General features: G+C 73.1%; 12 protein-coding genes. 1 reads left to right on the top strand and 11 read right to left on the bottom strand.

The annotated features are described in order from the left end of the window. Positions 1-84: 84 nt before the first annotated feature. Complete coding sequence (locus tag ACIPUC_RS11050; RefSeq protein ID WP_362586987.1) at positions 85-195, bottom strand: class III lanthipeptide; 111 nt, start codon at positions 193-195, stop codon at positions 85-87. Between the two features lie 255 nt (positions 196-450). Continuing rightward, positions 451-2,667, bottom strand: coding sequence for a catalase/peroxidase HPI (gene katG, locus ACIPUC_RS11045; RefSeq protein ID WP_446588624.1), 2,217 nt, complete (start codon positions 2,665-2,667; stop codon positions 451-453). 185 nt (positions 2,668-2,852) lie between these two features. Between katG and ACIPUC_RS11040 the strand changes: the two genes are divergently transcribed. Continuing rightward, positions 2,853-3,263, top strand: coding sequence for a Fur family transcriptional regulator (locus tag ACIPUC_RS11040; RefSeq protein ID WP_446588622.1), 411 nt, complete (start codon positions 2,853-2,855; stop codon positions 3,261-3,263). Here the strand turns inward: ACIPUC_RS11040 and ACIPUC_RS11035 are convergent. The 9 genes from ACIPUC_RS11035 to ACIPUC_RS10995 all read right to left on the bottom strand — a co-directional run bounded on the left by ACIPUC_RS11035 (position 3,229) and on the right by ACIPUC_RS10995 (position 23,322). Then, positions 3,229-4,485, bottom strand: coding sequence for a cytochrome P450 family protein (locus tag ACIPUC_RS11035; RefSeq protein ID WP_446588620.1), 1,257 nt, complete (start codon positions 4,483-4,485; stop codon positions 3,229-3,231). The genes ACIPUC_RS11040 and ACIPUC_RS11035 overlap by 35 nt on opposite strands. Beyond that, complete coding sequence (locus ACIPUC_RS11030) at positions 4,482-5,672, bottom strand: MAB_1171c family putative transporter (protein WP_446588618.1); 1,191 nt, start codon at positions 5,670-5,672, stop codon at positions 4,482-4,484. The genes ACIPUC_RS11035 and ACIPUC_RS11030 overlap by 4 nt, the downstream gene beginning before the upstream one ends. Next, positions 5,669-6,166, bottom strand: a complete 498-nt coding sequence (locus ACIPUC_RS11025; RefSeq protein ID WP_446588616.1) for an ImmA/IrrE family metallo-endopeptidase — start codon at positions 6,164-6,166, stop codon at positions 5,669-5,671. The genes ACIPUC_RS11030 and ACIPUC_RS11025 overlap by 4 nt, the downstream gene beginning before the upstream one ends. 214 nt (positions 6,167-6,380) lie before the next feature. Next, positions 6,381-6,833, bottom strand: a complete 453-nt coding sequence (locus ACIPUC_RS11020; protein ID WP_446588614.1) for a helix-turn-helix domain-containing protein — start codon at positions 6,831-6,833, stop codon at positions 6,381-6,383. Between the two features lie 50 nt (positions 6,834-6,883). Continuing rightward, positions 6,884-7,645, bottom strand: a complete 762-nt coding sequence (locus ACIPUC_RS11015) for a thioesterase II family protein (protein ID WP_446588612.1) — start codon at positions 7,643-7,645, stop codon at positions 6,884-6,886. 21 nt (positions 7,646-7,666) lie between these two features. After that, positions 7,667-8,476: an ArsR/SmtB family transcription factor gene (locus ACIPUC_RS11010; protein ID WP_446588610.1), complete on the bottom strand. Its 810-nt coding sequence runs from the start codon at positions 8,474-8,476 to the stop codon at positions 7,667-7,669. 193 nt (positions 8,477-8,669) lie between these two features. Next, entirely contained in the window at positions 8,670-9,923 is a 1,254-nt protein-coding gene (locus ACIPUC_RS11005; RefSeq protein WP_446588608.1) for an MFS transporter, read from the bottom strand. A 1-nt stretch (position 9,924) separates the two neighbouring features. Further along, complete coding sequence (locus ACIPUC_RS11000) at positions 9,925-10,890, bottom strand: TauD/TfdA family dioxygenase (RefSeq protein ID WP_446588606.1); 966 nt, start codon at positions 10,888-10,890, stop codon at positions 9,925-9,927. A gap of 27 nt (positions 10,891-10,917) precedes the next feature. Next, positions 10,918-23,322, bottom strand: coding sequence for an amino acid adenylation domain-containing protein (locus tag ACIPUC_RS10995; RefSeq protein WP_446588604.1), 12,405 nt, complete (start codon positions 23,320-23,322; stop codon positions 10,918-10,920). Positions 23,323-23,362 lie beyond the last annotated feature (40 nt).

Below are 23,362 nucleotides of genomic sequence, written 5' to 3'. Positions count from 1 at the left end.
CCGCCGCCGGCAGCGGCCGGTGGGAAACGCAAACGGCGATCCGTACGGGGACACAGCGCGTCCCGGCACGGATCGCCGTCGGGGTTACACCGGCTTGGTGGAACAGCAGGTGCTGCTGCTGCTCGTCAGGCTGATGACGGCAGCGCTGTTGTTCGTCGCCACGGGCTGCAGGTTCTGGAGCTTGAGTACGCTCATCGAGGTCACCTCCTCGGAGGTCGGGTCGGGTGGTTTCAGTAGCCGTACCGGCCGATCGGCATGTCCGAGTCAACGCCACCCGCCCCACGCGCACATGGGAGCTGCCCACCCATCATTCCCGCCCGCCGCCCCCAGGAACGGGCCGCCCGGACGGGGCCCAAATGGTGGTGGGCCGCACGGAGGCGGCCCACCAGGGAGGTACGGGTACGGAAAAACGTCCGGGCCGGCCCCCAGGGGCCGGCCCGGACGCCGGGATCAGACCAGGTCGAACCGGTCGAGGTTCATGACCTTGTCCCACGCGGCGACGAAGTCCTTCACGAACTTCTCCTTCGCGTCGTTGCTCGCGTAGACCTCCGCGAGCGCGCGCAGCTCCGAGTTCGAGCCGAAGACGAGGTCGGCCCGCGTACCGGTCCACTTGACCGCGCCGGAGGCGTCACGGCCCTCGAACTCGTCCTGCGCCGAGGACGTCGACTTCCACGTCGTGCCCATGTCGAGCAGGTTGACGAAGAAGTCGTTCGACAGCGTGCCCGGCTTGTCCGTGAAGACGCCGTGCTTCGACCCGGCGTGGTTGGCGCCCAGGACGCGCAGACCGCCGACGAGCACGGTCATCTCGGGCGCGCTGACCGTCAGCAGGTTCGCCTTGTCGGTCAGCAGGAACTCGGCCGGCAGGCGGTTGCCCTTGCCGACGTAGTTGCGGAAGCCGTCGGCGGCCGGCTCGAGCGCGGCGAAGGACTCGACGTCCGTCTGCTCCTGCGAGGCGTCGACGCGGCCCGGCGTGAACGGCACCTCGACCTCGACGCCGCCGTCCTTGGCGGCCCTCTCGACGGCCGCGGAGCCCGCGAGCACGATCAGGTCGGCCAGCGAAACCTGCTTGCCGCCCGCGGCGTTGAAGGCGGCCTGGATGCCCTCGAGGGTTCGCAGCACCTGCGCGAGGTCGTCCGGGTTGTTGACCTCCCAGGTGCGCTGCGGCTCCAGGCGGATGCGGGCACCGTTGGCGCCGCCGCGCTTGTCGCTGCCGCGGAAGGAGGAGGCCGCGGCCCAGGCCGCGGAGACCAGCTGCGCGGTGGTGAGGTCCGAGCCGAGGATCTGCTCCTTGAGGGAGGCGATGTCCGCGGCGTCGACGAGCTCGCCCTCGCGCGCCGGCAGCGGGTCCTGCCACAGCAGCGTCTCGGCGGGGACCTCCGGGCCGAGGTAGCGCACGATCGGGCCCATGTCGCGGTGCGTCAGCTTGTACCAGGCGCGGGCGAAGGCGTCCGCGAACTGGTCGGGGTTCTCGTAGAAGCGCCGCGAGATCTGCTCGTAGACCGGGTCGAAGCGCAGCGACAGGTCGGTGGTGAGCATCATCGGGAGGTGCTTCTTCGACGCGTCGTGGGCGTCGGGGATGATCGCCTCGGCGTCCTTCGCCACCCACTGGTTGGCGCCGGCCGGGCTCTGGGTGAGCTCGTACTCGTACTCGAAGAGGTTCTTGAAGAAGCCCTGGCCCCACTGGGTGGGGGTGCTGGTCCAGGTGACCTCGAGACCGCTGGTGATCGTGTCGGCGCCCTTGCCGGTGCCGTACGTGTTCGCCCAGCCGAAGCCCTGGGCCTCGAGCGGGGCGGCCTCGGGGTCGGCGCCGACGTTGTCGGCCGGGCCCGCGCCGTGGGTCTTGCCGAAGGTGTGGCCGCCGGCGATGAGGGCGACGGTCTCCTCGTCGTTCATCGCCATCCGGCGGAACGTCTCGCGTATGTCGCGGGCCGCGGCGATCGGGTCCGGGTTGCCGCCCGGGCCCTCCGGGTTGACGTAGATCAGGCCCATCTGGACCGCGCCGAGCGGGTTCTCCAGCTCGCGGTCGCCGGTGTAGCGCTCGTCGCCGAGCCAGGTGGTCTCGGGGCCCCAGTACACGTCCTCGTCGGCTTCCCAGACGTCGGCGCGGCCGCCGGCGAAGCCGAAGGTCTTGAAGCCCATCGTCTCCAGGGCGACGTTGCCGGTGAGGATCATGAGGTCGGCCCAGGAGATGGACTGGCCGTACTTCTGCTTGACCGGCCACAGCAGACGGCGGGCCTTGTCCAGGTTGCCGTTGTCCGGCCAGGAGTTGAGGGGGGCGAAGCGCTGCTGGCCGGCGCCGGCGCCGCCGCGGCCGTCGCTGATGCGGTACGTGCCCGCGCTGTGCCAGGCCATGCGGATCATGAGCGGGCCGTAGTTGCCGAAGTCAGCCGGCCACCAGTCCTGCGAGGTGGTGAGCACCTCGGCGATGTCCCGCTTCACCGCCGCGAGGTCGAGGGCCTCGAACGCGGCCGCGTAGTCGAACTCCTCGCCCAGGGGATTGGCCACGGCGGGGTTCTTGGCGAGGATCTTCAGGTTGAGCCGCTCCGGCCACCACTGGCGGTTTCCGCCGCCCTGGGTCGGGTGCGGGGCGCGCCCGTGCGCGACGGGGCAGCCGCCTCCGTCCTCCGTTTTGGCGTCTACGACGATTGCATCGTGGTTCTCAGACATGGGAATCCTTCCGGACCAGGCGGATCGCGGTCTCGACGCCGAGGTGGTCACGTCCTGGACGGTCTCGAATGACTCCTGCCGCTTTGGGGTCATTCATCCTCTTGGCTATCAACAGAACCGATCCTACGATGGACAGAATCCAAGTCAAGACGGACACCAAGCCAATATCTCATCGGAGAGCCGATATGAGCGGTCTGCTGGAACGGCTGCGAGGGCGCGGCTGGCGGATGACGTCCCAGCGGCGCGTGGTCGCGGAGGTCCTCGACGGCGAGCACGTGCACCTCACGGCGGACGAGGTGCACGCCCGTGCGGCGGAGCGGCTGCCCGAGATCTCCCGGGCAACCGTCTACAACGCGCTGGGCGAGCTGGTCTCCCTCGGCGAGGTCGTGGAGGTCTCCACCGTCGGTCGAGCGAAGCGCTACGACCCGAACGCGCACCACCCGCACCAGCACCTGGTGTGCTCCGGCTGCGGCCTCATCCGCGACGTCCACCCGACCGCCAGCCCGCTGGCCGTCCTCCCGGCGGAGGAGCGGTTCGGCTTCACCGTGTCCGTGGTCGAGGTCACCTACCGGGGGCTGTGCCCGTCCTGCGCGTAGCCCCGCCCACCGCCGGTACGGCGACCGGCAGCTCCCGGACGGCGTGGAACCTGAACGTGGTGGTCCACCGGATCTCCTCCGCCGGGCACGCGAGCCGGAGGGACGGCAGGCGGCGCAGGAGCGTGCCGAGGGCGAGGGAGACCTGCATGCGGGCCAGCGGGGCCCCGAGGCAGTAGTGGAGCCCGTGGCCGAGCGAGAGGTGGGCCTTGTCCTCCCGGTCGAGGTCGAACCGGTCGGGCTCCGGGTAGCGGGCCGGGTCGCGGTGGGCGGCGGCCAGGGAGAACAGCACGGTGTCGCCCGCGGGGACCCGTACGCCGCCGATGTCGACGGGCTCGGTCGGGAACCGCCGGATCGCGGTGTGGTTGGGGTGGGAGTGGCGCAAGAGCTCCTCCACGGCCTGCGGCAGCAGCTCCGGACGCGCCCTCAGGGCCGCCAGCTCCCGGGGGTGCGTGAGAAGGGTGAGCAGGCCGTTGCCCAGGAGGTGCTGGACGTTCTCGCTCCCCGCCATGAGGAGGAGGAAGGCCAGCGAGACGAGTTCGTTCTCGGTGAGCCGGTCCTCGTCGTCCCGGGCCGCGATCAGGTCCGACAGCATGTCGTCACCGGGGTCGGCGCGCCGCCGGGCCACCAGATCCAGCAGGAAGCCGTGGATGGCCTCGATCGCGGAGCCGAGATCCTCGCGCGACGCCGGTGCGAGCATGGCGGCCACCCAGCCGGAGAACGCCGCCCGGTCGGCCTCGGGCACGGCGAGCAGCTCCCCGATGACCGTGAGGGGCAGGGGCCTGGCGAGCTCCGCGACCACGTCGGCCCGGCCCTCGGCCTCCATGCGCTCCACGAGCCGGTCGACCCCCGCGTCCACCGCCGCCTGGACGGAGCCGCGCAGGACCTCGACATGGCGGGGCGTGAATCCCTGGGACACCAGGCGGCGCAGCCGCAGGTGGTCGTCCGCGTCGATGTTCAGCAGGTTCGCGTCGAGCGCCGGGGGCAGGGCGAAGCCTTTGAACCCCGTCCCGGAGTGCCTCTTGTCGACGGACAGCCGGGGGTCGGCGAGGCCCTGGCGGACATCGGCCTCCCGGGTCACCAGCCATACCGGCGAGCCGTCCGGCAGCGCCACGCGGTGGACGGATCCCTTCTCGCGCAGCTGCGCGTACATGGCGTGCGGGTCGGCCGGGAAGTCGCTTCCGAAGGGCTGGGGAAGGGCCGTCGGGGCGGTGTTCAGGGTCATGCGGGTTCCTTGCGTGGTGTGCCGGGGGCTTCGGTCCGGCCGGCGTAGCGGTCGGCGATGGGCGAGGACATGGCACGGGCCAGTCTCCGCTGGAAGGCGAGCTCGGCCGCGAGGTCGCCGGGGGCCGCGGCCATGGGCGTCTGCGGCTGCCGCGGGGGCGGCAGGTCGCGGCGCTTCGCGTCGATCGCGTTCCGGAGCTGGGCCGCCTCGACCACGGCCGCCAGCTCCTCGCCGCGCAGGCCGGCCCGCTCGGCGTCCTGCCGGGCCAGCTCGGCCACGTCCGCGTCCATCCAGGTGCGCAGGGCCCACTGGGCGTCGCGGATCTCGATGACCATGCGGTACAGGCGCGTGCGCAGGTCCAGGGCCCGGGTGAACGGCAGGACGGGTTCCGGTACGTGCTCGGTGAGACTGCGGTGCAGGGGGCCGAGCGCGCGGTGGGCGATCCGGTGTCCCAGCCGGTCGCGCAGGGAGGTGAGGTGCGGGCCCCAGTCCGGCAGGATCCAGCCGATCGTCTGGACGATCACGGCAATGGCGACGCCGATCTGTGCGACGGGCTCCCAGGCGCGTCCGTCGTGGCCGAGCTGGGCCGCGACGACATCGGCGGTCCGGGCCCCCGTGTAGACGAGCGCGAAGGGCAGGGTGAGGGCGACCATGCGCAGGCCGCGGCGCAGCCACGGGGACGGCGCGATCCTGGCGTACCGCCGCCCCATCACCCCGACCTGGACCTGGTTCGCCGTGAAGGCGGCGAGGTAGACGACGAGGTAGGCGGGGGTGAACTGGGCCCGCGCGACGGCGAAGTCGTGCGGCGCCTCGCCGTGGGCCGTCGCGGCGAAGAACAGCACGGACATGGTGACCAGCACCAGCCCCAGGGCCACCACGCGGGGAACCGCCTTGCGGCGGGCCGTTTCCGGTCCGTGGCTGAAGTGCAGCAGCACGAGCTGCTGGCAGACGGTCATGACGACCACGCAGCTCTGGGTCAGCAGGCCGGAGAAGTTCTCGATCCCGGCGAGCTCGCTGACCCGCACCCAGACGGACGGGGTGGACACGGTGAAGATGACGAAGAGCAGCAGGAAGTTGGCGACGAGGGCGACCTGGGGGACCGAGCGGTCCGTCCTGAGCACCCGGGCCTTGTAGAGGAGCGCCGCGAGGGCCACGGCCGAACAGAGCGGGTAGAGGAGGGTGTTCAAGCCGAGTCCCGTGCCATGGGCGATTCCAGGGAGCTCAACCGCTCGGCGATGTCCCGGGCCTCCGGCGGCACGGTCCAGGTCGGGTGGACGTTCCACGTGCTGATGAGCCCGCCGATCAGCGAGCCCACCAGCTCGGCCTCCAGCTCGGCCTCCGAGTCGCCGTGCTCCCGGCCCATGACGCGTCGTACGAGCGCCGGGTCGAGCGAAGGCATCAGGAGCCGCGACGCGTCCCGGGTCATGACGGGCGAGGCGTCGTGATCGCACACGACGTGGCCGAGCTCGTGGAGGATCACCTGTTGCTGGTGGACGGGTACCAGGCGCTCCTCGGCGAAGATGTAGTCCCGGGTCGCGGTCGAGACCCACAGCCCGTGCGGCCCGGTGGACGGAAGGGCCAGGGTGACGATGTGCACCTGCCGTCCGCGCAGGGTCCCGACGTAGTCGCACAGTTCGCCGATGGTCAGCTTCTCCCCGGGCGGCAGACGCAGGCCGCGCACCTTCGCCCGGCACCTCTCGGCCAGTGGGTTGGCGGCCGGGCCGCCGAGTTTCGATCGCCAGCGCACGACGATCACAGCACGTCGACGCTGAGTGCCGCACCGCTGAGCATCCTGGTCCCCCCGAGTGATCGTCAGGAGTTCTACCCCAACACAGTTGTCCCGGTGGGTACAGGCGGGTTTGCGCCAGTACGGTCCTGTCAAGGGGGGCTTCGCGTCAGTCCTCGGCGGGACTCCCGGGTTCCGGCGGGTTCTCCGCCAGGCCCTCCAACTCGCGGACGCGCTCGATCAGCTCGTTGATGGAACGCAGGCTCCGCTCCGACAGCCCGGCGGTCCGGAGCGCGACCCGCTGGACCTGGGCGTCCCGCATGGCCGCCAGGAGGGCCAGCTCGGAGTTGACGGTGTCGGTCACCTCGTCGTCGAAGAAGTAGGCGGGCGGCACACCGAAGAACTTCGCCAGCCCCTCGATGTGCCGCAGCGTCGGATTGTCGCGCTGTCCCTTGCGCAGCAGCCAGATGTAGCTGCCCGAGATGGGGACGCCGGATGCCGTGATCGCACGTGCGACCTCCTCGCCCGTGTAAGGCCCGCGGCCGGCCGGGGCCGTGCTGCTGAACAGGTGGTTCAGCTTGTCGGCCAGGCTGTTGGCCGGCTTGTCGTCGGGGTTGGTCATGCGCCGTGCCTCCATCTTCGAAGGCGCATTTTACCTTCGTACGTGACGGTTCAGCCTGCCGCCTGTCCTCCGGTCACGAGCCGCAGCAGTCCTGGTGCGTGGTCGGTGAGATAGAAGTGGCCTCCCGGGAACACGTGGCGCGCGTACGCACCGGTGGTGACCGAGGCCCAGGCGTCGATCCGGCCGAGGTCCACCTGGGGATCGCGGTCCCCGGTCAGGGCGAGGACCTCGGCGCGCAGGGGCGCGGCGCCCGGGTCGGGCCGGTACGTGTCGATCAGGAGGTAGTCGTTGCGGACGATGCCCAGCACCATCTCCCGCAGGTCCGGATCGTCCAGAACCGCCGAGCGGGTGCCGCCCAGTCGCGTCATGGAGGCCATGAGCTGCTCGTCGTCGCGGGCTCCCGGGACTCCGTGGGCGGCCGGCTCGGCAACGGCCCGCAGCTCCCGGCCGGACACGCACAGCCGTGTGACGGGCGAGGAGCCCCGGGCCTCGAGCAGCCGCAGGGTCTCGTAGGCGACCGCCGCTCCCATGCTGTGTCCGAAGAACACCGTCTCGCGAGCGTCTCCGGATCCGTCGGCCAGGGCCTCCGCCACGCCCTGTGCCAGCTGCCCCATCGAGGGGACCAGCGGCTCGGCCAGCCGGTTCTCCCGGCCCGGGTACTGGACGGACTGCAGCGCGAAGCCGGGGCCCAGGTGCTGCGCCCAGTGGCGGAAGAAGCTCGCGCTGCCGCCGGCGTGCGGGAAGGTGATCACGCGGGTCTCCGCGTCCGGGTCGGGCCCGTAGGCCACCAGCCAGGGGGACTTCTTGCTCATGGTGGTTCCGTGCCAATCTGGCTATCCGAGAACGGCTTCGCCGAGGTGGGTGAGGCGGTGGACGACGAGGTTGCTCTTCCGCTCGGTCGCCACCAGCCCGGACCGCCGGAGCACGCTGACGTGCTTGCTCGCGGACGGCTTCGAGATGTGCAGGCGGCGGGAGATGTCGCCGGTGGAGCTGGGCACGCGGACGCTTTCGAGGACGCTCGCCCTGGTGTGCCCGAGCAGCTCGCGCAGGGCCGCGGCGCCGTCCTCCTCGGCCTGCCACAGCGAGGAGGCGGACTCGGTGTCCAGCGGGACGTTGTACACCAGGGTGGTCAGCCCCTGCCGTCCGCTCTCCGGGTCCAGGACGAGCGGACGGCTGGCGAACAGGGAGGGGGCGAGGACGATCCCGTCCCCGGTGAGCCGGATCTCCCGTGCGCTCTGCCCGTTGTCCACCCGTAAGTAGGGGGCGTCCCAGTCGATCGTCGGGTGCAGCCGGTTGAGCGCGCTTTCCACCCCGCCCGCGAGGGCCGTGCGCCCGAAGAGCTCCCGCTCCGTCTCCAGATGGCTGCGGATGCGCCCCCAGAACGGTTCGATGGCCGTGGCGTGGAAGTATCCCCCGGCGGGGGAGGGGCCGGCCGCGGCGCGGGCCGCGGGCGGCGGCGCGGACGCCGCGATGGCGGAGATGCGGCGCAGTCTCCGCTTCACCTTCCGACGCCACTCGCTGAACTCGTCCTGGAGCGGCTCCGCGTATCTGAGCTCCGCGAGGCGCGATTCGAACTCCGCCCCCAGCGTGCCGATGAAGCGAATTCGCGACAGGTCCTCGACGGTCAGTCGGAGGGTAACCAACGCATTTCTCCTGATGTCAAAGCCATGCACGCGGTTGCCCGCGCGCCCCCATACCTTGCGCATCCACATGAGTTGAAGACTGTCGACGAGCCTACAGTGATCAACCGGCCTCGGGGCAGGGTGCTTTCGAGCCATCGGGGGCTGACATCCCGGATTCCTGGTCAGTCGGGTCGGCGACTCCTGACGTACGTGCTCACCGCGTTGACTGCGGCACCGTACCCGCCCCGTCGCCCACCTCCGCCACGGCCGGCGCCTCCGGAGGGCGGCGCATGACCGGGCTCAGTACGGCCGACAGGGCGATGATGCCCAGCAGGGCCGAGCAAGCCAGCAGCGTGACCGGCCGTCCACACAAGTCGAAGGCGGCGCCGCCGGCGAGCGGCGCGATCGCGGCGCCGCCCGCACTGCAGATGTTCGCCACGCTCATCACCCGGCCGCGATGGGTGTCCGGAGTGAGCAGCAGCTGGTACGTCGTGAAGTAGGCGCTGGCGGTCGGCGCGGTGAAGGCGGTGACGCCCAGCAGGATCCCCGGCGTGTAGCTGCCCGGCAGCAGCGCGATCCCCGCGGTCAGTACGGCGAAGAGCCACAGGACGAGGTAGATGGGGCGGGACCCGGTCAGGACCCGCTGCAGCCGGGGCGCCGCCAGCGCGCCCAGCAGCCCGCCGACCCCCAGGAGCGCGGCCATCACGCCGACCAGGCCCGAGCTCATCCCGCTCGTCTTCGCCGACGCGATCACGACGAAGTAGACCGCTCCGTAGAAGAAGTTGGTGACCGTGGCGTAGAGCAGGCCCAGCCGCAGGAAGGGCTGCCCGGAGATCCAGCGGATGCCGTCCACCAGGTCCCGGGCGGACCACTTCCGGGCGCCCTGCGGGGCCCCCTCCCGTCCGGCGGGCGGCTGCGGCTTGATGAAGAGCAGCAGGACGAAGCTGATCGCGTGGGCGACGGCGCCGAAGGCGAACGGCAGGGCGTTCCGCATCGCCTGCAGGAAGCCGCCCGCCGAGGTGCCGACCAGCTGGCCGGCGTACGTGCGCGCCGAGTTCATCGCGACGGCTCCGGACAGCTCCTCCCGGGGGACCAGGGCCGGCACCATCGCCGCGCCCGCGGCGAGCAGCACCGCGGTGGCCGCACCGCTCACCAGCGCCAGCAGCACCAGGACCGGCAGCGAGGCCACCTCCACCCACAAGGACAGCGCCGCGGCGCCGAACACCGCCACCAGCACCCCCTCGCACCAGAGCATCACCGACCGCCGGTCGTACCGGTCGGCCACGGCGCCCGCCGGCAGGCCGGCGAGCAGCATGGCGACGGCGTCGACGAACGCGATGACACCCGCCTGCGAGGGGGACCCGGTGATCGTCAGCACCAGCAGGGGCAGCGCGATCAGGGAGGTGCTGTAGGCGAACTCGCTGACCGCCTGGCTCGCCCACAGCAGAGTGAAGTCCTTCCTGGCCATGTCAGCCCAGCACGCGGGAGCGGGACCGGGTGTGCACGTACGTGCGCCGCAGGTCGCGGACCACGCTGGTGCGCTTGAGCCACCGGTCCTCGCCGTCGTACCGGGGCACGAACACGTCCCGGCCGTGGACCACCCGGTAGTTGTCCAGGAAGACCGCCTCCCCCGGGCTGAGCACGACCCGCTCGGCGGACGCGTTCAGCAGCTCGGCGCACTCCTCCATGGCCTTCCCGGCCTCCGTGTCGCCGGGCAGCGCGCTGGTGAAGTCCGCGTCGATCCGCAGGTACGGGGCATCGGCGGGGCCGAACAGCACGGACGCCACCTCGTGTTCGCGCTCCTCCCGGGCGACCGGCCGGCCGCCGGAGTACCGGGGCGCCACCGCATGGGAGTCGTCCGGGTAGAAGCGGAAGCGCTCCTGCGCCAGCACCTCCCGCAGCTGCTCCGGCAGGGAACGGGAGTCGAGCCCCGCCACGGTCGTGCCCACCCGGTCCGGGTTGCGCAGGCACATCAGGGCCACGTAGTCCCCCCGGCAGGCGTGGAACACGTCCTCGGTGTGCAGGGTGAGCTGGGTTTCGCTGCTCGCGCTGGTCAGCGAGGACTCCTGGCCCCTGGCCGGGCAGACGTCGTGCACCAGCCGGCCGTTCTGCTGGTTCGCCCAGGCGAAGGGATCCCCGAGCACGGAGGCGATCAGCAGCAGCACCAGCTCCTCGCGGACCGCCGCTCCCTCCTTCTCGGCGACCTGCCAGCTCGCGGGCGTCGGCACCAGGCGCTCGTCCACGGGCAGGTTCGCCAGGGTGATGACGGGCTCCTCGGCCGTCCGGCAGGCCACGAGGAACTGCCGTATCCCGAGCGGCAGCCGCTCGGACTCCGCCCTGATCTCATCGGCGAGGATCAGCGGCTCCCAGCCCTGGTGGCCGGCGAGGAAGCGGTCCGCCAGCTCGGCCACCGCATCCGTTTCGTTCTGGTTCAAGACATAGCGAGTCACGGGAAGAACCCTTCAGTTGGCACGTGCCTGGCGGGCGATCTGTTCCAGTCCCCGCAGGAACCGGCCGGCCAGACGCTCGACGGTGGCGGTGTGGTGGTGTCGTGGGGAGTGGATCCAGTCGATCCGCAGCTCGCCGTCGACGACGGCCGCCACGATGTCGATCAGGTGCGGGCGCGCAAGCCCGGGCGCCCGGTCGCGACCCAGGGCGTCCAGGTGTCCGCGGACCAGCCCGTCCGGACCTGCGGCCTGGTCCCACTGGCCCATGTAGTTGAAGCTCACGCGCGGCTGCTCCTGCTCCGCCAGCGCCCGGCCGGGCCCGTCCGGTGCGGACAGGTGGCGCAGGGCTCCGTAGCCCAGCCCCCGTCCGGGCACGGAGCGCAGCAGGCGGCGTACCGCCTTGAGCGCGGGCGGCCAGTCGCCGGCCGGAACGTCGAGGGTGACGGGGTGGATCGTGGTGAACCAGCCCACGGTGCGGGACAGGTCCACGTCCTCGAACAGCTCCTCGCGGCCGTGGCCCTCCAGCGCGACGGTCACCGGAGCCCCGGCCCAGTCGCCCAGCACCCGCCCCAGCACCGTCAGCAGCACGTCGTTGATCTGCGTACGGAACGCCCCGGGAACCCGCTTGAGCAGATCGCCGGTCGCCTCCCGGCCCAGCCGGACGGACGCCACGGCGCTGCCGCCGTAGGTGTTGGCGCCCTCGCCGTCCTGCGGGACGGCCCGGGAGCCCGCGGCCGCCTTCCAGTACTCCGCCTCGTGGTCGAGGCCGCCGGACCGCACGTGGTCGGCCAGCCGCCGGGCCCACTGCCGGTAGCTGCTGGTCCGTGCGCCGAGGTCGGCCGCGGCGCCGCCGGCGAGCTGCCCGTAGGCGGTGGCCAGGTCCTCCAGGACCACCCGCCAGGAGACGCCGTCCATCACCAGGTGGTGCACGGCCAGGAACAGCTGCGGCAGCCGGTCCCCGCCGAGGCCGAAGAAGACGCCCCGGACGAGGGTCCCCGACGCCAGGTCGAGCTCCTGCTGGGCGGCCAGCGCCGCCTCGCCGGCCGCCCGTTCCCGGGCGGCCGCGTCCGCCTCGCGGGACAGGTCGCAGACCGCGAGCACGCCGCGCGGCGCCTCGCCGTACTCCTGAACCCACCCCTCGGAGCCGCGGGTGAACCGCAGCCGCAGGGCGTCGTGCTGGGCGATCACGGCGTCCAGGGCCCGGCCGAGCAGCACCGGATCGGTGCCGGGGGCCAGTTCGACCCGTACCGACATCGCGTACTGGTCCGGGGTGACGGCCCCCTGCTGGTCGAGGAACCACCGCTGGACGGGGGTGAGTTCGACGGTGCCGTGCTCCGGTTCGACGGCCGCGGCGGACGCGGAGCCCGGTCCGGCCACCGCGGCCTGCGCGGCGAGGGAGGCGACGGTCTGGTGCAGGAAGAGCAGCCGGGAAGTCAGCTGCAGACCCTCCTGCCGGGCCCGGGAGACGACCTGGATGGACAGGATCGAGTCACCGCCGAGGTGGAAGAAGTTGTCGTGGACGCCGACCCGGTCGACACCCAGCACCTCCGCCCAGATCCGGGCCAGAGCCTCCTCCGCAGCGTCGCGCGGAGCGACGAACTCGGCGCCGGACGGGCCCCCCTGTGCCTCCGGGGCGGGCAGCGCGCGCCGGTCCACCTTCCCGGACGGCGACAGCGGCAGCGCGTCCAGGACCAGGAACAGGGCCGGGATCATGTAGTCCGGCAGGGAGGCGGCGAGGTGCTCCCGCAACTCCGCCGTGGACAGCTCGCCACCGCCCACCAGGTAGGCGACGAGCCTGCGGTGTCCGCCCTCGTCCTGGTGGGCGACCACCACGGCCTCGCGGATGGACTCGTGGCCCACCAGCGCCGTCTCGATCTCCCCGGGCTCGATCCGGAAGCCGCGCACCTTGACCTGGTCGTCGCTGCGGCCGAGGTGTTCCAGGGTGCCGTCCGACCGCCAGCGGGCCAGGTCGCCCGAGCGGTACATCCGCTCACCGGGTGCGCCGTACGGGTCGAGCGGGAAACGCTCGGCCGTCAGCTCGGGCCGGTTCAGGTAGCCGCGGGCCAGACCGCCGCCGGCCACGTGGATCTCGCCGGGCACCCCCACGGGCACCGGCCTGCCCGAGGCGTCCAGCAGCAGCACCCGGTAGCCGGGCAGCGGCCGCCCGACCGGGATCCGGCCTCCGCCCGTCAGATGGCCGGCCAGCACCTCCTGGAAGGTCACGTGCACGGTGGTCTCGGTGATGCCGTACATGTTCACCAGCCGGGCCGGGCCCGATCCGTACCGGTCGAACCAGGTCGCGAGGTGCTTGGCCTCCAGCGGCTCACCGCCGAACACCACCCAGCGCAGCGCCGGCGGTTGCGCCGAGCCGCGCTCCGCCGCCGTGGCCACCAGCTCGCGGAACATCGACGGCGTCTGGCTGAACACCGTCACGCCCTCCTCCTCGAGCAGCGACCACACGGCCTCCGGGCTGCGCGCCGCGTCCCGCGGGACGACCACCGCGCGGCCGCCCGTGACCAGGCAGCCCCACAGCTCCCACACCGAGAAGTCGAAGGCGTAGCTGTGGAAGACCGTCCACACGTCCCGCTCGTCGAACCCGTACGCCGGGCGGCAGTTCTCCAGCAGGTGCAGTACCGAGTGGTGCTCGACGGCCACGCCCTTGGGGCGGCCGGTGGATCCGGAGGTGTAGATCACGTAGGCCAGGTCCGTGCCGGACACCGCGGTCTGCGGCGCCGTGCCGGGGCGCCGGCCGATCGCCGGGCCGTCGCCGTCCAGATCGACCACCACGGCCCGCGTCACCGGCAGCCGCCGCTCCAGGCCGCGGTGGGTGACCAGGATCTCCGCCCCGGAGTCCCGGACCATGTGCGCCAGCCGGTCCGCCGGGTAGGCGGGGTCCAGCGGCACGTAGGCCGCCCCGGACTTGAGGATGCCGAGCATGGCGACGGCCATCTCCACACCGCGCTCGACGGACAGGCCCACCAGCACGCCGGGCCCCGCCCCCAGGGACACCAGGTGGTGCGCGAGCCGGTTCGCCCGTTCGTCCAGCTCCCCGTACGACAGGGCCTCCGGCCCGCACGAGACCGCGGTCGCCGCCGGCGTGGCGGCGGCCCGGGCGGCGACCATCCCGTGCAGCGATCCCTGCGGAGCGGGCACACCGCCCGTCCGGTTCCACTCCCGCACGACCCGCTCGAACTCGCCGGACGCCAGCAGCGGAAGCTCGGCCACGGTCTGCTGCGGGGCTGCGGCGACGCCCGCCAGGACGGCCTTCACGTGCTCGGCGAACCGGGCGACCGTCTCCTCGTCGAACAGCTCGCTGCTGTACTCGACCAGGCCCCGCACCCCGTCCGGGTGCTCCTCGAACTCGATGGTGAGGTCGTACAGCGCCGAGTCGCGCTCCATCTCGAAGCCCGCCGTGCGCAGCCCGGCCAGCTCCAGGTGGCTCCCCGGGGTGTTCTGCAGCACGACCATGACCTGGAACAGCGGGGTCCGGCTGGTGTCCCGCTCCTGCCGCACCGCCTCCACCACGCGTTCGAACGGCACCTCCTCGTGGGCGAAGGCCTCCAGCGCCGTCTCCCTGACCTGCCCGAGCAGCTCGCGGAACGGCATCGCGGGGTCGACCTGCGAGCGCAGCACGACGGTGTTCACCAGGAATCCGACGAGGTGCTCCAGCCCCGCGCGGCCGCGGCCCGCCGACGCCGTGCCGACCGCGATGTCCTGCTGCCCGGAGTACCGGGCGAACACCACCTTCAGCGCCGCCGTCAGGGCCATGAACAAGGTGGCCTCCTGCTCCCGCGCCACTTCCTTGACCCCCGCCACCACCGCGGCGGGGACCTCGAAGGTGACGGAGCGGCCGCGCGCCGAGCGGACGGCCGCCCGCGGCCGGTCCGTGGGCAGCTCCAGCGGCGCGACCCCGTCCAGCCGGTCCCGCCACCACGCCAGCTGCTCCTCCAGCAGACCCCCGTCCTCCAGCCTGCCGCGCTGCCAGGCGGCGAAGTCCGGGTACTGGACCGGGACCTCCGGCAGCTGGGCGGGAACCCCGCGGACCTGCGCGGCGTACAGCTCGCCCAGCTCCCGCGCGACGATGCCCATCGACCAGCCGTCGGTCACGATGTGGTGCATTCCGAGGACGAGCACGTGCCGGTCGGCGGCCAGCCGCACCAGCAGCAGGCGCAGCAGCGGGCCGCCCTTCAGGTCGAACGGCCGGTCCACTTCGGCGCGCACCAGGGTGCGCAGCCGCTCCTCGCGCTCCCCCTCGGGGACGTCCGACAGGTCGGCCGTCCGCCAGCCGGGTTCCAGGACCTCGTGGACCCGCTGCACCCCGCGGCCGTCGGCCAGGGCGAAGGTGGTGCGCAGCGCCTCGTGCCGGGCGGCGAGCAGACCGGCCGCGGTGCGCAGCGCGCCGGCGTGCAGCTCGCCCGCCAGCCGCACGGCCGCCGTCGAGTGGTACTCGGTGCTGTCCTCGTTGAAGTCCTGCAGGAACCACAGGCGCTGCTGCCCGAACGACATGGGCAGGTCGCCGGTACGGGACACCACCGGGATCGCCGGGCCCTCGGCCCCGGTCGCGCCGGCGCCCGGCCCGTCCGCGTCGTCCGCCGGGACCAGCGCGGCCGCGAGCTCGGCGACCGTCGGGGCGTCGAACAGCAGCCGCGGCGAAACCTGGATGCCCAGTGCCTTGTGCGTACGGGAGACCACGAGGATCGCCAGGATGGAATTGCCGCCCAGGTCGAAGAAGTTGTCGTGGACGCCGACGCGGGGCACGCCGAGGGCCTCGGCCCACAGCGCGGCCAGGGTCTCCTCGGTCCCGGTCCGCGGCGCGGCGTACTGCGCCTCCTGCTGCTCGCCCTCGGCGCTGGGGGCCGGCAGCGCCTTGCGGTCCACCTTGCCGTTCGGCGACAGCGGCAGCCGCTCCAGGCGGACGAAGGCGTCGGGCAGCATGTACTCGGGCAGCGAGGCCGACAGGGCGCTGCGCAGCTCGTTCGAGGTCAGCGCACGGTCGGCGGTGTAGTGGGCGACGAGCCGCCGCACACCGGGGCTGTCCTCCCGTACGGACGCCACGACCTGGCCCACCCCGGCCAGCCGGTCCAGAGCGGCCTCGATCTCGCCCAGCTCGATGCGGAAGCCGCGGATCTTGACCTGGTTGTCGGCCCGGCCGATGAACCGGAGCCGGCCGTCCGCCGTGCGGCGGACGATGTCCCCGGTCCGGTACATGCGCGCCCCGGCCTCCCCGAACGGGCAGGCGACGAACCGCTCGGCGGTCAGCCCCGGCCGGTTCAGGTAGCCCCGGGACAGGACAGGGCCGGCCGCGTACAGCTCGCCCGCCACGCCCACGGGCACCGGACGCAGCTGCGGATCGAGCACGAACAGCGAGGCGCCCGCGATCGGGCCGCCGATCGAGACGGTCTCGTCGTCACCGTCGCCGAGGTGCTCGGCGACGGTGATCTGGATGGTCGCCTCGGTGGGCCCGTACTTGTTGACCAGCGGCACGTCCCAGGCGGAACGGACGGCGTCGGCCACCGACTTGGGCAGCGGCTCGCCGCCGACGAAGAGCCGGCGCAGCGCGCGCGGCCTGCGGTCCAGCGGCAGGGCGCCCAGCAGCGACGGGACGAACTGCGCGATGGTGATCCCGTACCGGTCCAGGACGTCGGCGAGTTCGAAGGGGTCCTTGGACACGTCGGTGGAGACCACGTGCCCGGTGGCCCCGGAGAGCACCGACAGCATCAGCTCCCAGACCGAGACGTCGAAGCTCATCGAGGTCCGCAGCAGCACCTTGTCGCTGGGGTCGACCGGGTAGGCCTGCTCCAGCCAGGGCAGCAGGTTCGCGGCGTTCGCGTGGGTCACCATGACGCCCTTGGGGCGGCCCGTCGACCCCGAGGTGTAGATGACGTAGGCCAGGTTCCCGCCCGTGAGCGCCACCAGCGGCGCCGTCGCCGGGTGCGCCTCGATGGCGGGCCCGTCACCGTCCAGCTCCACCTCCACGGCCCCCGACACCGGGAGCCGGTCCCGCAGCTCCCGCTGGGTCAGCAGGATGCCCATGCCGGAGTCGCGGACCATGAACGCGAGCCGCTCGGCCGGATAGGCCGGGTCCAGCGGAACGTAGGTGGCCCCCGCCTTGAGGATGCCGAGCACGCCGAGCACCATCAGCGGGCCGCGCTCGACCGACAGGCCCACCAGCCGGTCCGGGCCGGCGCCCAGGGAGACCAGGTGGTGCGCGAGCCGGTTCGCCCGCTCGTCCAGCTCCCGGTAGGTCAAGGTGCCCTCGGCGGAGGAGACGGCCACGGCGTCCGGAGTGCGTGCGGCCCACCGTGCGAACCGCTCGTGGAGGAACTCCCCCTGGCCGGCCACGGCACTCGCCGCGTTCCAGCCGCGGACCTCCTGCTCGAACTCCTCGGCCGACAGCATGGGCACGGCGGACACCGCCCGCAGCGGATCGGCGGCCATGCCGGTCAGCAGGGTCTCCAGGTGCCCCGCCATGCGCTCGACCGTGGCCTCGTCGAGCAGTGCGGGGTCGTAGGCCAGCGAGTAGCCGAACCCGTCGCCCGCGTACGCGCGCAGGACCAGCGGGAAGTTGGTGGTCTCGATGCTCTCCAGGTTCCGCAGCCGCAGTCCCTGCGCGGCCGCCGTCCCGTCGGTCATCGGATAGTTCTCGAAGTTGACCAGGCTCTCGAAGAGCTGGGTGGCGCCGGAGAGGGGGCTCCAGTTCTGCACCCGCGTCAGCGGAACGTACTCGTACTGCGCCGCCTCCACCTGGGCCTCGTGGATCCGTCCGAGCCACTCGGCCACCGGCGCGGCGCCGTCGACCCCGATCCGTACCGGCAGGGTGCCGAGCGTCATGCCGACGATCGAGTCCACCCCCGGCAGATCGGCGGGCCGGCCGGAGACGGTGGCGCCGAACAGCACGTCGCCGCGGCCCGTGTACCGGGACAGCAGCAGCCCCCAGGCGCCCTGCACCAGCGCGTTGACCGTGATCCGGTGCCGCCGGGCGAAGGCGGACAGCTCCGCCCCGGCCTGCGGGGAGAGCCGCCGGACCAGCCGCCCGGTGGACGCGGCCTGGTGCCCGGGGGCGGGCCGCCGGTCGAGGGGGAGCGGGGTGGGCTCCTCGAACCCCGCCAGCCGGCCGCGCCAGTACGCCTCCGCCTGCGTCAGGTCCTGGGCCTCCAGCCATTCCACGTACGCGCGGAAGGGCTTGCGGGCCGGCAGGACGGGGGTCCGGCCCGCCGCCAGCGCCTCGTACGCGACGGAGAGCGCGGAGAGCATCTGGAAGGTGCTCCAGCCGTCCAGCAGCACGTGGTGGGAGCTGCGGACCACCCGGACGCCGGTCCGCGAGGTGCGGATCAGGGCGAGCCGGGCCAGCGGAGCCGTGCCCAGGTCCAGGCCGCGGGCCCGGTCCTCGGCGAGGAAGCGCTCCAGCTCCGCCCGGTGCTCGCGCTCCGGCAGCTCCCGCCAGTCCAGGTGGGTCACCGGGAGCTCGGCGTGCCGGTTGACCACCATCAGCGGCCGGGGCACCCCCTCCCACACCAGCGAGCCGCGCAGCAGCTCCAGGTGGTCGGTGACGTACTGCCAGGCCGCCGCCAGCACCCCGACGTCGTCCACGTCGTCGAACTCGAAGACCATCTGGTCGAAGTAGCCGGGGCCGCCGGGGTCGGCCAGGGTGTGGAAGAGCATCCCGGCCTGTGTCGGCGTCAGCGGGTAGATGTCCGCGACCGTGCGCCCGTCCCCGGCGATCCGGTCCACGCCGGCCTGGTCGAGGCCGGCCAGCGGGAAGTCGGAGGGGGTGGCGCCGCCGCTGCCCTCGGCCAGGCAGTGCGCGATGATCTCGCGCAGCGAGGTCAGGAACTCCCCGGCGAGGCGTTCGATCGTGGCCTGCTCGAAGACCTCGCCGGAATACGTCCAGCCGACGCCGAGCCGGCCGTCGTCGATGAGGCCGATGACGTCCAGCAGGTACGGGCGCGGCTCCTCGGGCGCGTGATCGAGACCGGAGGCGGCCACCCGGCCGCGGACCAGGCCGTCCTGGTCCGTCGTGCCGTGGAACTGGCCGAGGTAGTTGAAGCTGATCTCCGGGAGCCGGTCGCCGCGCAGCGCGTGGCCGGGGCTGCCCGGCCGGGACAGGAAGCGCAGCGCGTCGTAGCCGAGGCCCCGCCCGGGGACCGCGCGCAGCTGCTCCTTCACCGACTTCAGGGACTCGCCCCAGCCGGCGCCGCCGGCCGGGAGGGTGAGGGCGACCGGGAAGTGCGTGGTGAACCAGCCGACGGTACGGGAGAGGTCGAGGTGGTCGAACAGCTCCTCGCGGCCGTGGCCCTCCAGGCCGATCACCAGGCGGTCCCGGCCGGTCCAGCCGGCCAGGGTCCGGCCCAGGGCCGCCATGAGCACGTCGTTGATCTGCGTGCGGTAGGCGGCGGGTACGCGGTGCAGCAGTGCCTCGGTCTCCTCCCGTCCCAGCAGCACCTCGACGGTCCGCTCGTGGGCGGTGGTGTTGGCCCCGCTGCGGTCGGTGGGCAGCGCGGGGGCGCCGTTGGGATCGACTGCGCGCCAGTACGGGATCTCGGAGTCGAGTCCGCCGGACCGCACGAGCCCGGCCAGCTCCCCGGACCACTGCCGGTAGCTGCTGGTCTTCGGGCCCAGGTCCACCGCCTTGCCCCCGGCGAGCCGGTCGTACGCGGCGGCCAGATCGGCCAGCAGCACCCGCCAGGAGACCCCGTCCACCACCAGGTGGTGGACGGCCAGCAGCAGCTGCGGCGCCCGGTCCGCGCCGAAGTCGAAGAACACGCCCCGCACCAGGGAGCCGGCGGCGAGGTCGTGGGACCGCTGGGCCGCCAGCGCCGCCCCGTGCATCACCGTGCGGCGCGAGGCCTCGTCCAGGGCGGTCAGGTCGCAGACGTCGAGCAGGCCGGCGGCCGTGCCGCCGCCGTATTCCTGGACCCACTCCTCGCCCTCGCGGCGGAACCGCATCCGCAGGGCGTCGTGGTGCGCGACCACGGCTTCCAGCGCACGGCCCAGCAGTCCGCTGTCGGTGTCGGGGGCCAGCTCGACCTGCACCGACATCGCGTAGTGCTCCGGGGCCACGGTGTGCGCCGAGAAGAACCACCGCTGGATCGGGGTGAGTTCGGCCGCGCCCGGGCCCGTGTCCGGGGTGGCGGCGGCCGGATCCGCGTCCTTCGTTACCACTGCGGCCAGCGCGGCGACGGTCTGGTGCACGAACAGCTGCTTGGAGGTGAGCCGGTAGCCCGCCTGGCGGACCCGGGAGACGACCTGGATCGACAGGATCGAGTCGCCGCCCAGGTCGAAGAAGTTGTCGTGGACGCCGACCCGCTCCGCACCCAGCGCCGCCGCCCACGCGGCGGCCAGCACCTCCTCGGTCTCGTCGCGCGGGGCGGTGTACTCCGCGTCCGGCGCGGCATCCCGTGCGCCGGGCTCGGGCAGGCCCCGGCGGTCCACCTTGCCGCTGGGCGTCAGCGGCAGCCGCTCCAGCCGTACGAACGCCGCCGGCACCATGTAGTCGGGCAGCAGGCCGCCGAGGTGGCCGCGCAGCTCCGCGGGGGCGAGTTCGCGGCCGGCCACCAGATAGGCGACGAGCCGGCGGCGTCCGGAGCCCTCCTCCCGGGCGACGACGACCGCCTCCTCGACGTCCGGGTGCGACCGGACGGCCTTCTCCACCTCGCCGAGTTCGACCCGGAAGCCGCGGATCTTGACCTGGTCGTCGGCCCGGCCGAGGAACTCCAGGTCGCCGCCGGGCAGCCGCCGGGCCCGGTCGCCCGTGCGGTACAGGCGGTCGCCCGCCACGAACGGGCTCGGCCGGAACCGCTCCGCGGTCTGCTCCTCGTTGCCGTGGTAGCCGCGGCCGACGCCCGCGCCGCCGATCCAGATCTCACCGGGCACCCCGACCGGCACCACCCGCATCCCGGAGTCCAGCACGTAGACGCGGGTGCCCGGCAGCGGACGGCCGACCGGTACGAAGACCCCGTCCCCGAGGGTGTCGAGCCGGGGCAGGAACACCGTCGAGTCGATGGTCGCCTCGGTTCCGCCGTAGGCGTTGACGACCAGCGTGCCGGGGTCGATCCGGCCCAGCAGCTCGCGGCAGTCCTCCACCCGCCAGCCCTCGGAGCCCACCGAGATCAGCCTCAGCGGCGGGAACGGGCCGCCCTGGCGGGCGGATTCCGCCAGCACGGCGTTCAGCAGGGACGGGACGATCTCCAGCCCGGTGGCGCCGGTCCGCTCGATCAGGGCGAGCAGCGCGGGCGGGTCGGTGGTCACGTCCCGGGAGGCGATGATCAGCGCCCCGCCGAACGGCAGCGAGCGGATGAGGTCGGCGAAGAACAGGTCGACGGAGATGCTCGAGACGGACAGGAAGCGCAGCCCCAGGTGGGACAGGCCGTACTGCTCGTCCCAGGCCTCGCAGATGTGCGTCGCGTTGCGGTGCTCGATCGCCACGCCCTTGGGGCGGCCCGTCGAGCCCGAGGTGTAGATGACGTAGGCCAGGTCCGAGGGGGAGACGGGGGCCCGGGGCGCGTCGGCGGGGGCCGCGGCGATCGTGTCGCGGTCGGCCGTCAGGTCGACGAGGGCGGCGCCGGACTCCGGAAGCCGTCCGCGGACCGCCTCCTCGGTCACCACCAGGGCCGCACCGGAGTCGTGCAGCATGTGCGCGAGCCGGTCCGCCGGATAGTCCGGGTCGAGCGGTACGTACGCCGCCCCCGCCTTGAGGATGCCCAGCAGCCCGACCGCCATCGCGGTGCCGCGCGGCACGCAGAGCCCGACCGGCGTGCCGGCTCCCGCTCCCCGGTCCCGCAGGACGTGGGCCAGCCGGTTGGCGCGCTGGTCCAGCTCGCGGTAGGTGAGGGTGGCGTCGTCGGCGAGGACGGCCACCGCGTCCGGAGTGCGCGCCGCCTGGGCGGCCACCCGCTCGTGGACCGGCGCCGGGTCCCCGGTTTCCCGGTCCGTCGCGTTCCACTCCTCGACGGCCTGCCGGTACTCGCCGTCCGTCAGCATCGGCAGGTCCGCGAGGGCCTGTCCGGGGTGTGCGGCGGCCGAGGCCAGCAGCGTGGTCAGATGGCCGGCCAGCCGGGCGGCCGTCGCTTCGTCGAAGAGTTCGGTGCTGTACTCGATCAGGCCGAGCAGCGCGCCGTCGCGCGCCTCGAACTCCACGGTGAGGTCGCAGAGCGAGGCGTCCCGGTCCAGCGGGTACGGCTCAGCGGCGACACCGGGGAAGGCGACCGAGCCGGCCGGGGTGTTGTGCAGCACCACCATCGCCTGGACCAGCGGGGTACGGCTGGGGTCCCGCTCCGGCGCGAGCGCCTCCACCAGCCGGTCGAACGGCACGTCCTCGTGCGCGAACGCGTCCAGGACGGTCTCCTTGACCTGGCCGAGGAGTTCGTCGAAGGTCATCTCCGGGGCCACCCGCGAGCGCAGCACCACCGTGTTGACCAGGAAGCCGACCAGCTGCTCGAGCTCCTCCTCGCGGCGGCCCGAGGAGGAGGTGCCCAGCGCGATGTCCTCCTGACCCGACCAGCGGGCCAGCACCGTGCCGACCGCCGCGGTCAGCACCATGAACAGCGTCGCGCCGCGGGACCGCGCCAGCTCCGCCACCGCGTCGAGCGTCGCGCCCGGCACCTCGAACCGCAGGGCCGCGCCGGCCGAGGACCGCACCGCCGGACGCGGCCGGTCGGTGGGCAGCTCCAGCGGGTCGAGCCCCGCCAGCCGCTCCCGCCACCAGGCGAGCTCGGCGGCGAGCAGCTCGCCGTTCTCCAGCCGGCCGCGCTGCCAGGCGGCGAAGTCCGGGTACTGCAGCGGTACGTCGGCCAGCCGCGCCGGACGGCCCTCGACCCGGGCCGCGTACAGCTCGCCCCATTCGCGGGCGGCGATCCCCATCGACCAGCCGTCGGTGACGATGTGGTGCATCCCCAGCACGCAGACGTGCTCGGCGGCGGACAGCCGCACCAGCAGCACCCGCACCAGCGGGCCGCCCTCCAGGTCGTACGGGCGGCCCATCTCGGCCCGCACCAGTTCGCGTACGCGCTCCTCGCGGCCGGCCGGATCGGTGTCCGACACGTCCACGAGCGCCCACTCGGGGGTCAGTTCGGGGCGCAGGACCTGCACCCCCCTGCCGTCGGCCAAGCCGAAGGTGGTGTGCAGGGCCTCGTGCCGGGCCATCAGGTCGCCGACCGCCGCGCGCAGCGCCCCGGCGTCGAGCGGGCCGGTCAGGCGCAGCGCCTCCGCCAGGTGGTAGTCGGCGCCGCCCGGTGCGAAGTCCTCCATGAACCAGAGGCGTTGCTGCCCGAAGGACATCAGGAGGGTCTCGGAGCGCGGGACGCGGGGAATCGCGAGACCGCTCGGGGCCCCGGAGCGGCCGGCCAGACGCTCGGCGAGGGCCGCGCGCAGATGATCGGGGAGCGCGGCGATCCGGTTCTCGCGCGAAGACGGGCTGTTCATGAGGACTCCTAGAGGACGTGGGCGCCGGGGCGCACCACGG

The sequence above is a fragment of the Streptomyces sp. LARHCF249 genome, assembly GCF_052871255.1.
This window is presented reverse-complemented; position numbering and strand designations above follow the sequence as displayed.

What these genes read in the sequence shown, in the direction of transcription:
- ACIPUC_RS11050 (WP_362586987.1), bottom strand. Translation starts at nt 195, where the DNA reads ATGAGCGTACTCAAGCTCCAGAACCTGCAGCCCGTGGCGACGAACAAC.
- katG (WP_446588624.1), bottom strand. Translation starts at nt 2,667, where the DNA reads ATGTCTGAGAACCACGATGCAATCGTCGTAGACGCCAAAACGGAGGAC.
- ACIPUC_RS11040 (WP_446588622.1), top strand. Translation starts at nt 2,853, where the DNA reads ATGAGCGGTCTGCTGGAACGGCTGCGAGGGCGCGGCTGGCGGATGACG.
- ACIPUC_RS11035 (WP_446588620.1), bottom strand. Translation starts at nt 4,485, where the DNA reads ATGACCCTGAACACCGCCCCGACGGCCCTTCCCCAGCCCTTCGGAAGC.
- ACIPUC_RS11020 (WP_446588614.1), bottom strand. Translation starts at nt 6,833, where the DNA reads ATGACCAACCCCGACGACAAGCCGGCCAACAGCCTGGCCGACAAGCTG.
- ACIPUC_RS11015 (WP_446588612.1), bottom strand. Translation starts at nt 7,645, where the DNA reads ATGAGCAAGAAGTCCCCCTGGCTGGTGGCCTACGGGCCCGACCCGGAC.
- ACIPUC_RS11005 (WP_446588608.1), bottom strand. Translation starts at nt 9,923, where the DNA reads ATGGCCAGGAAGGACTTCACTCTGCTGTGGGCGAGCCAGGCGGTCAGC.
- ACIPUC_RS10995 (WP_446588604.1), bottom strand. Translation starts at nt 23,322, where the DNA reads ATGAACAGCCCGTCTTCGCGCGAGAACCGGATCGCCGCGCTCCCCGAT.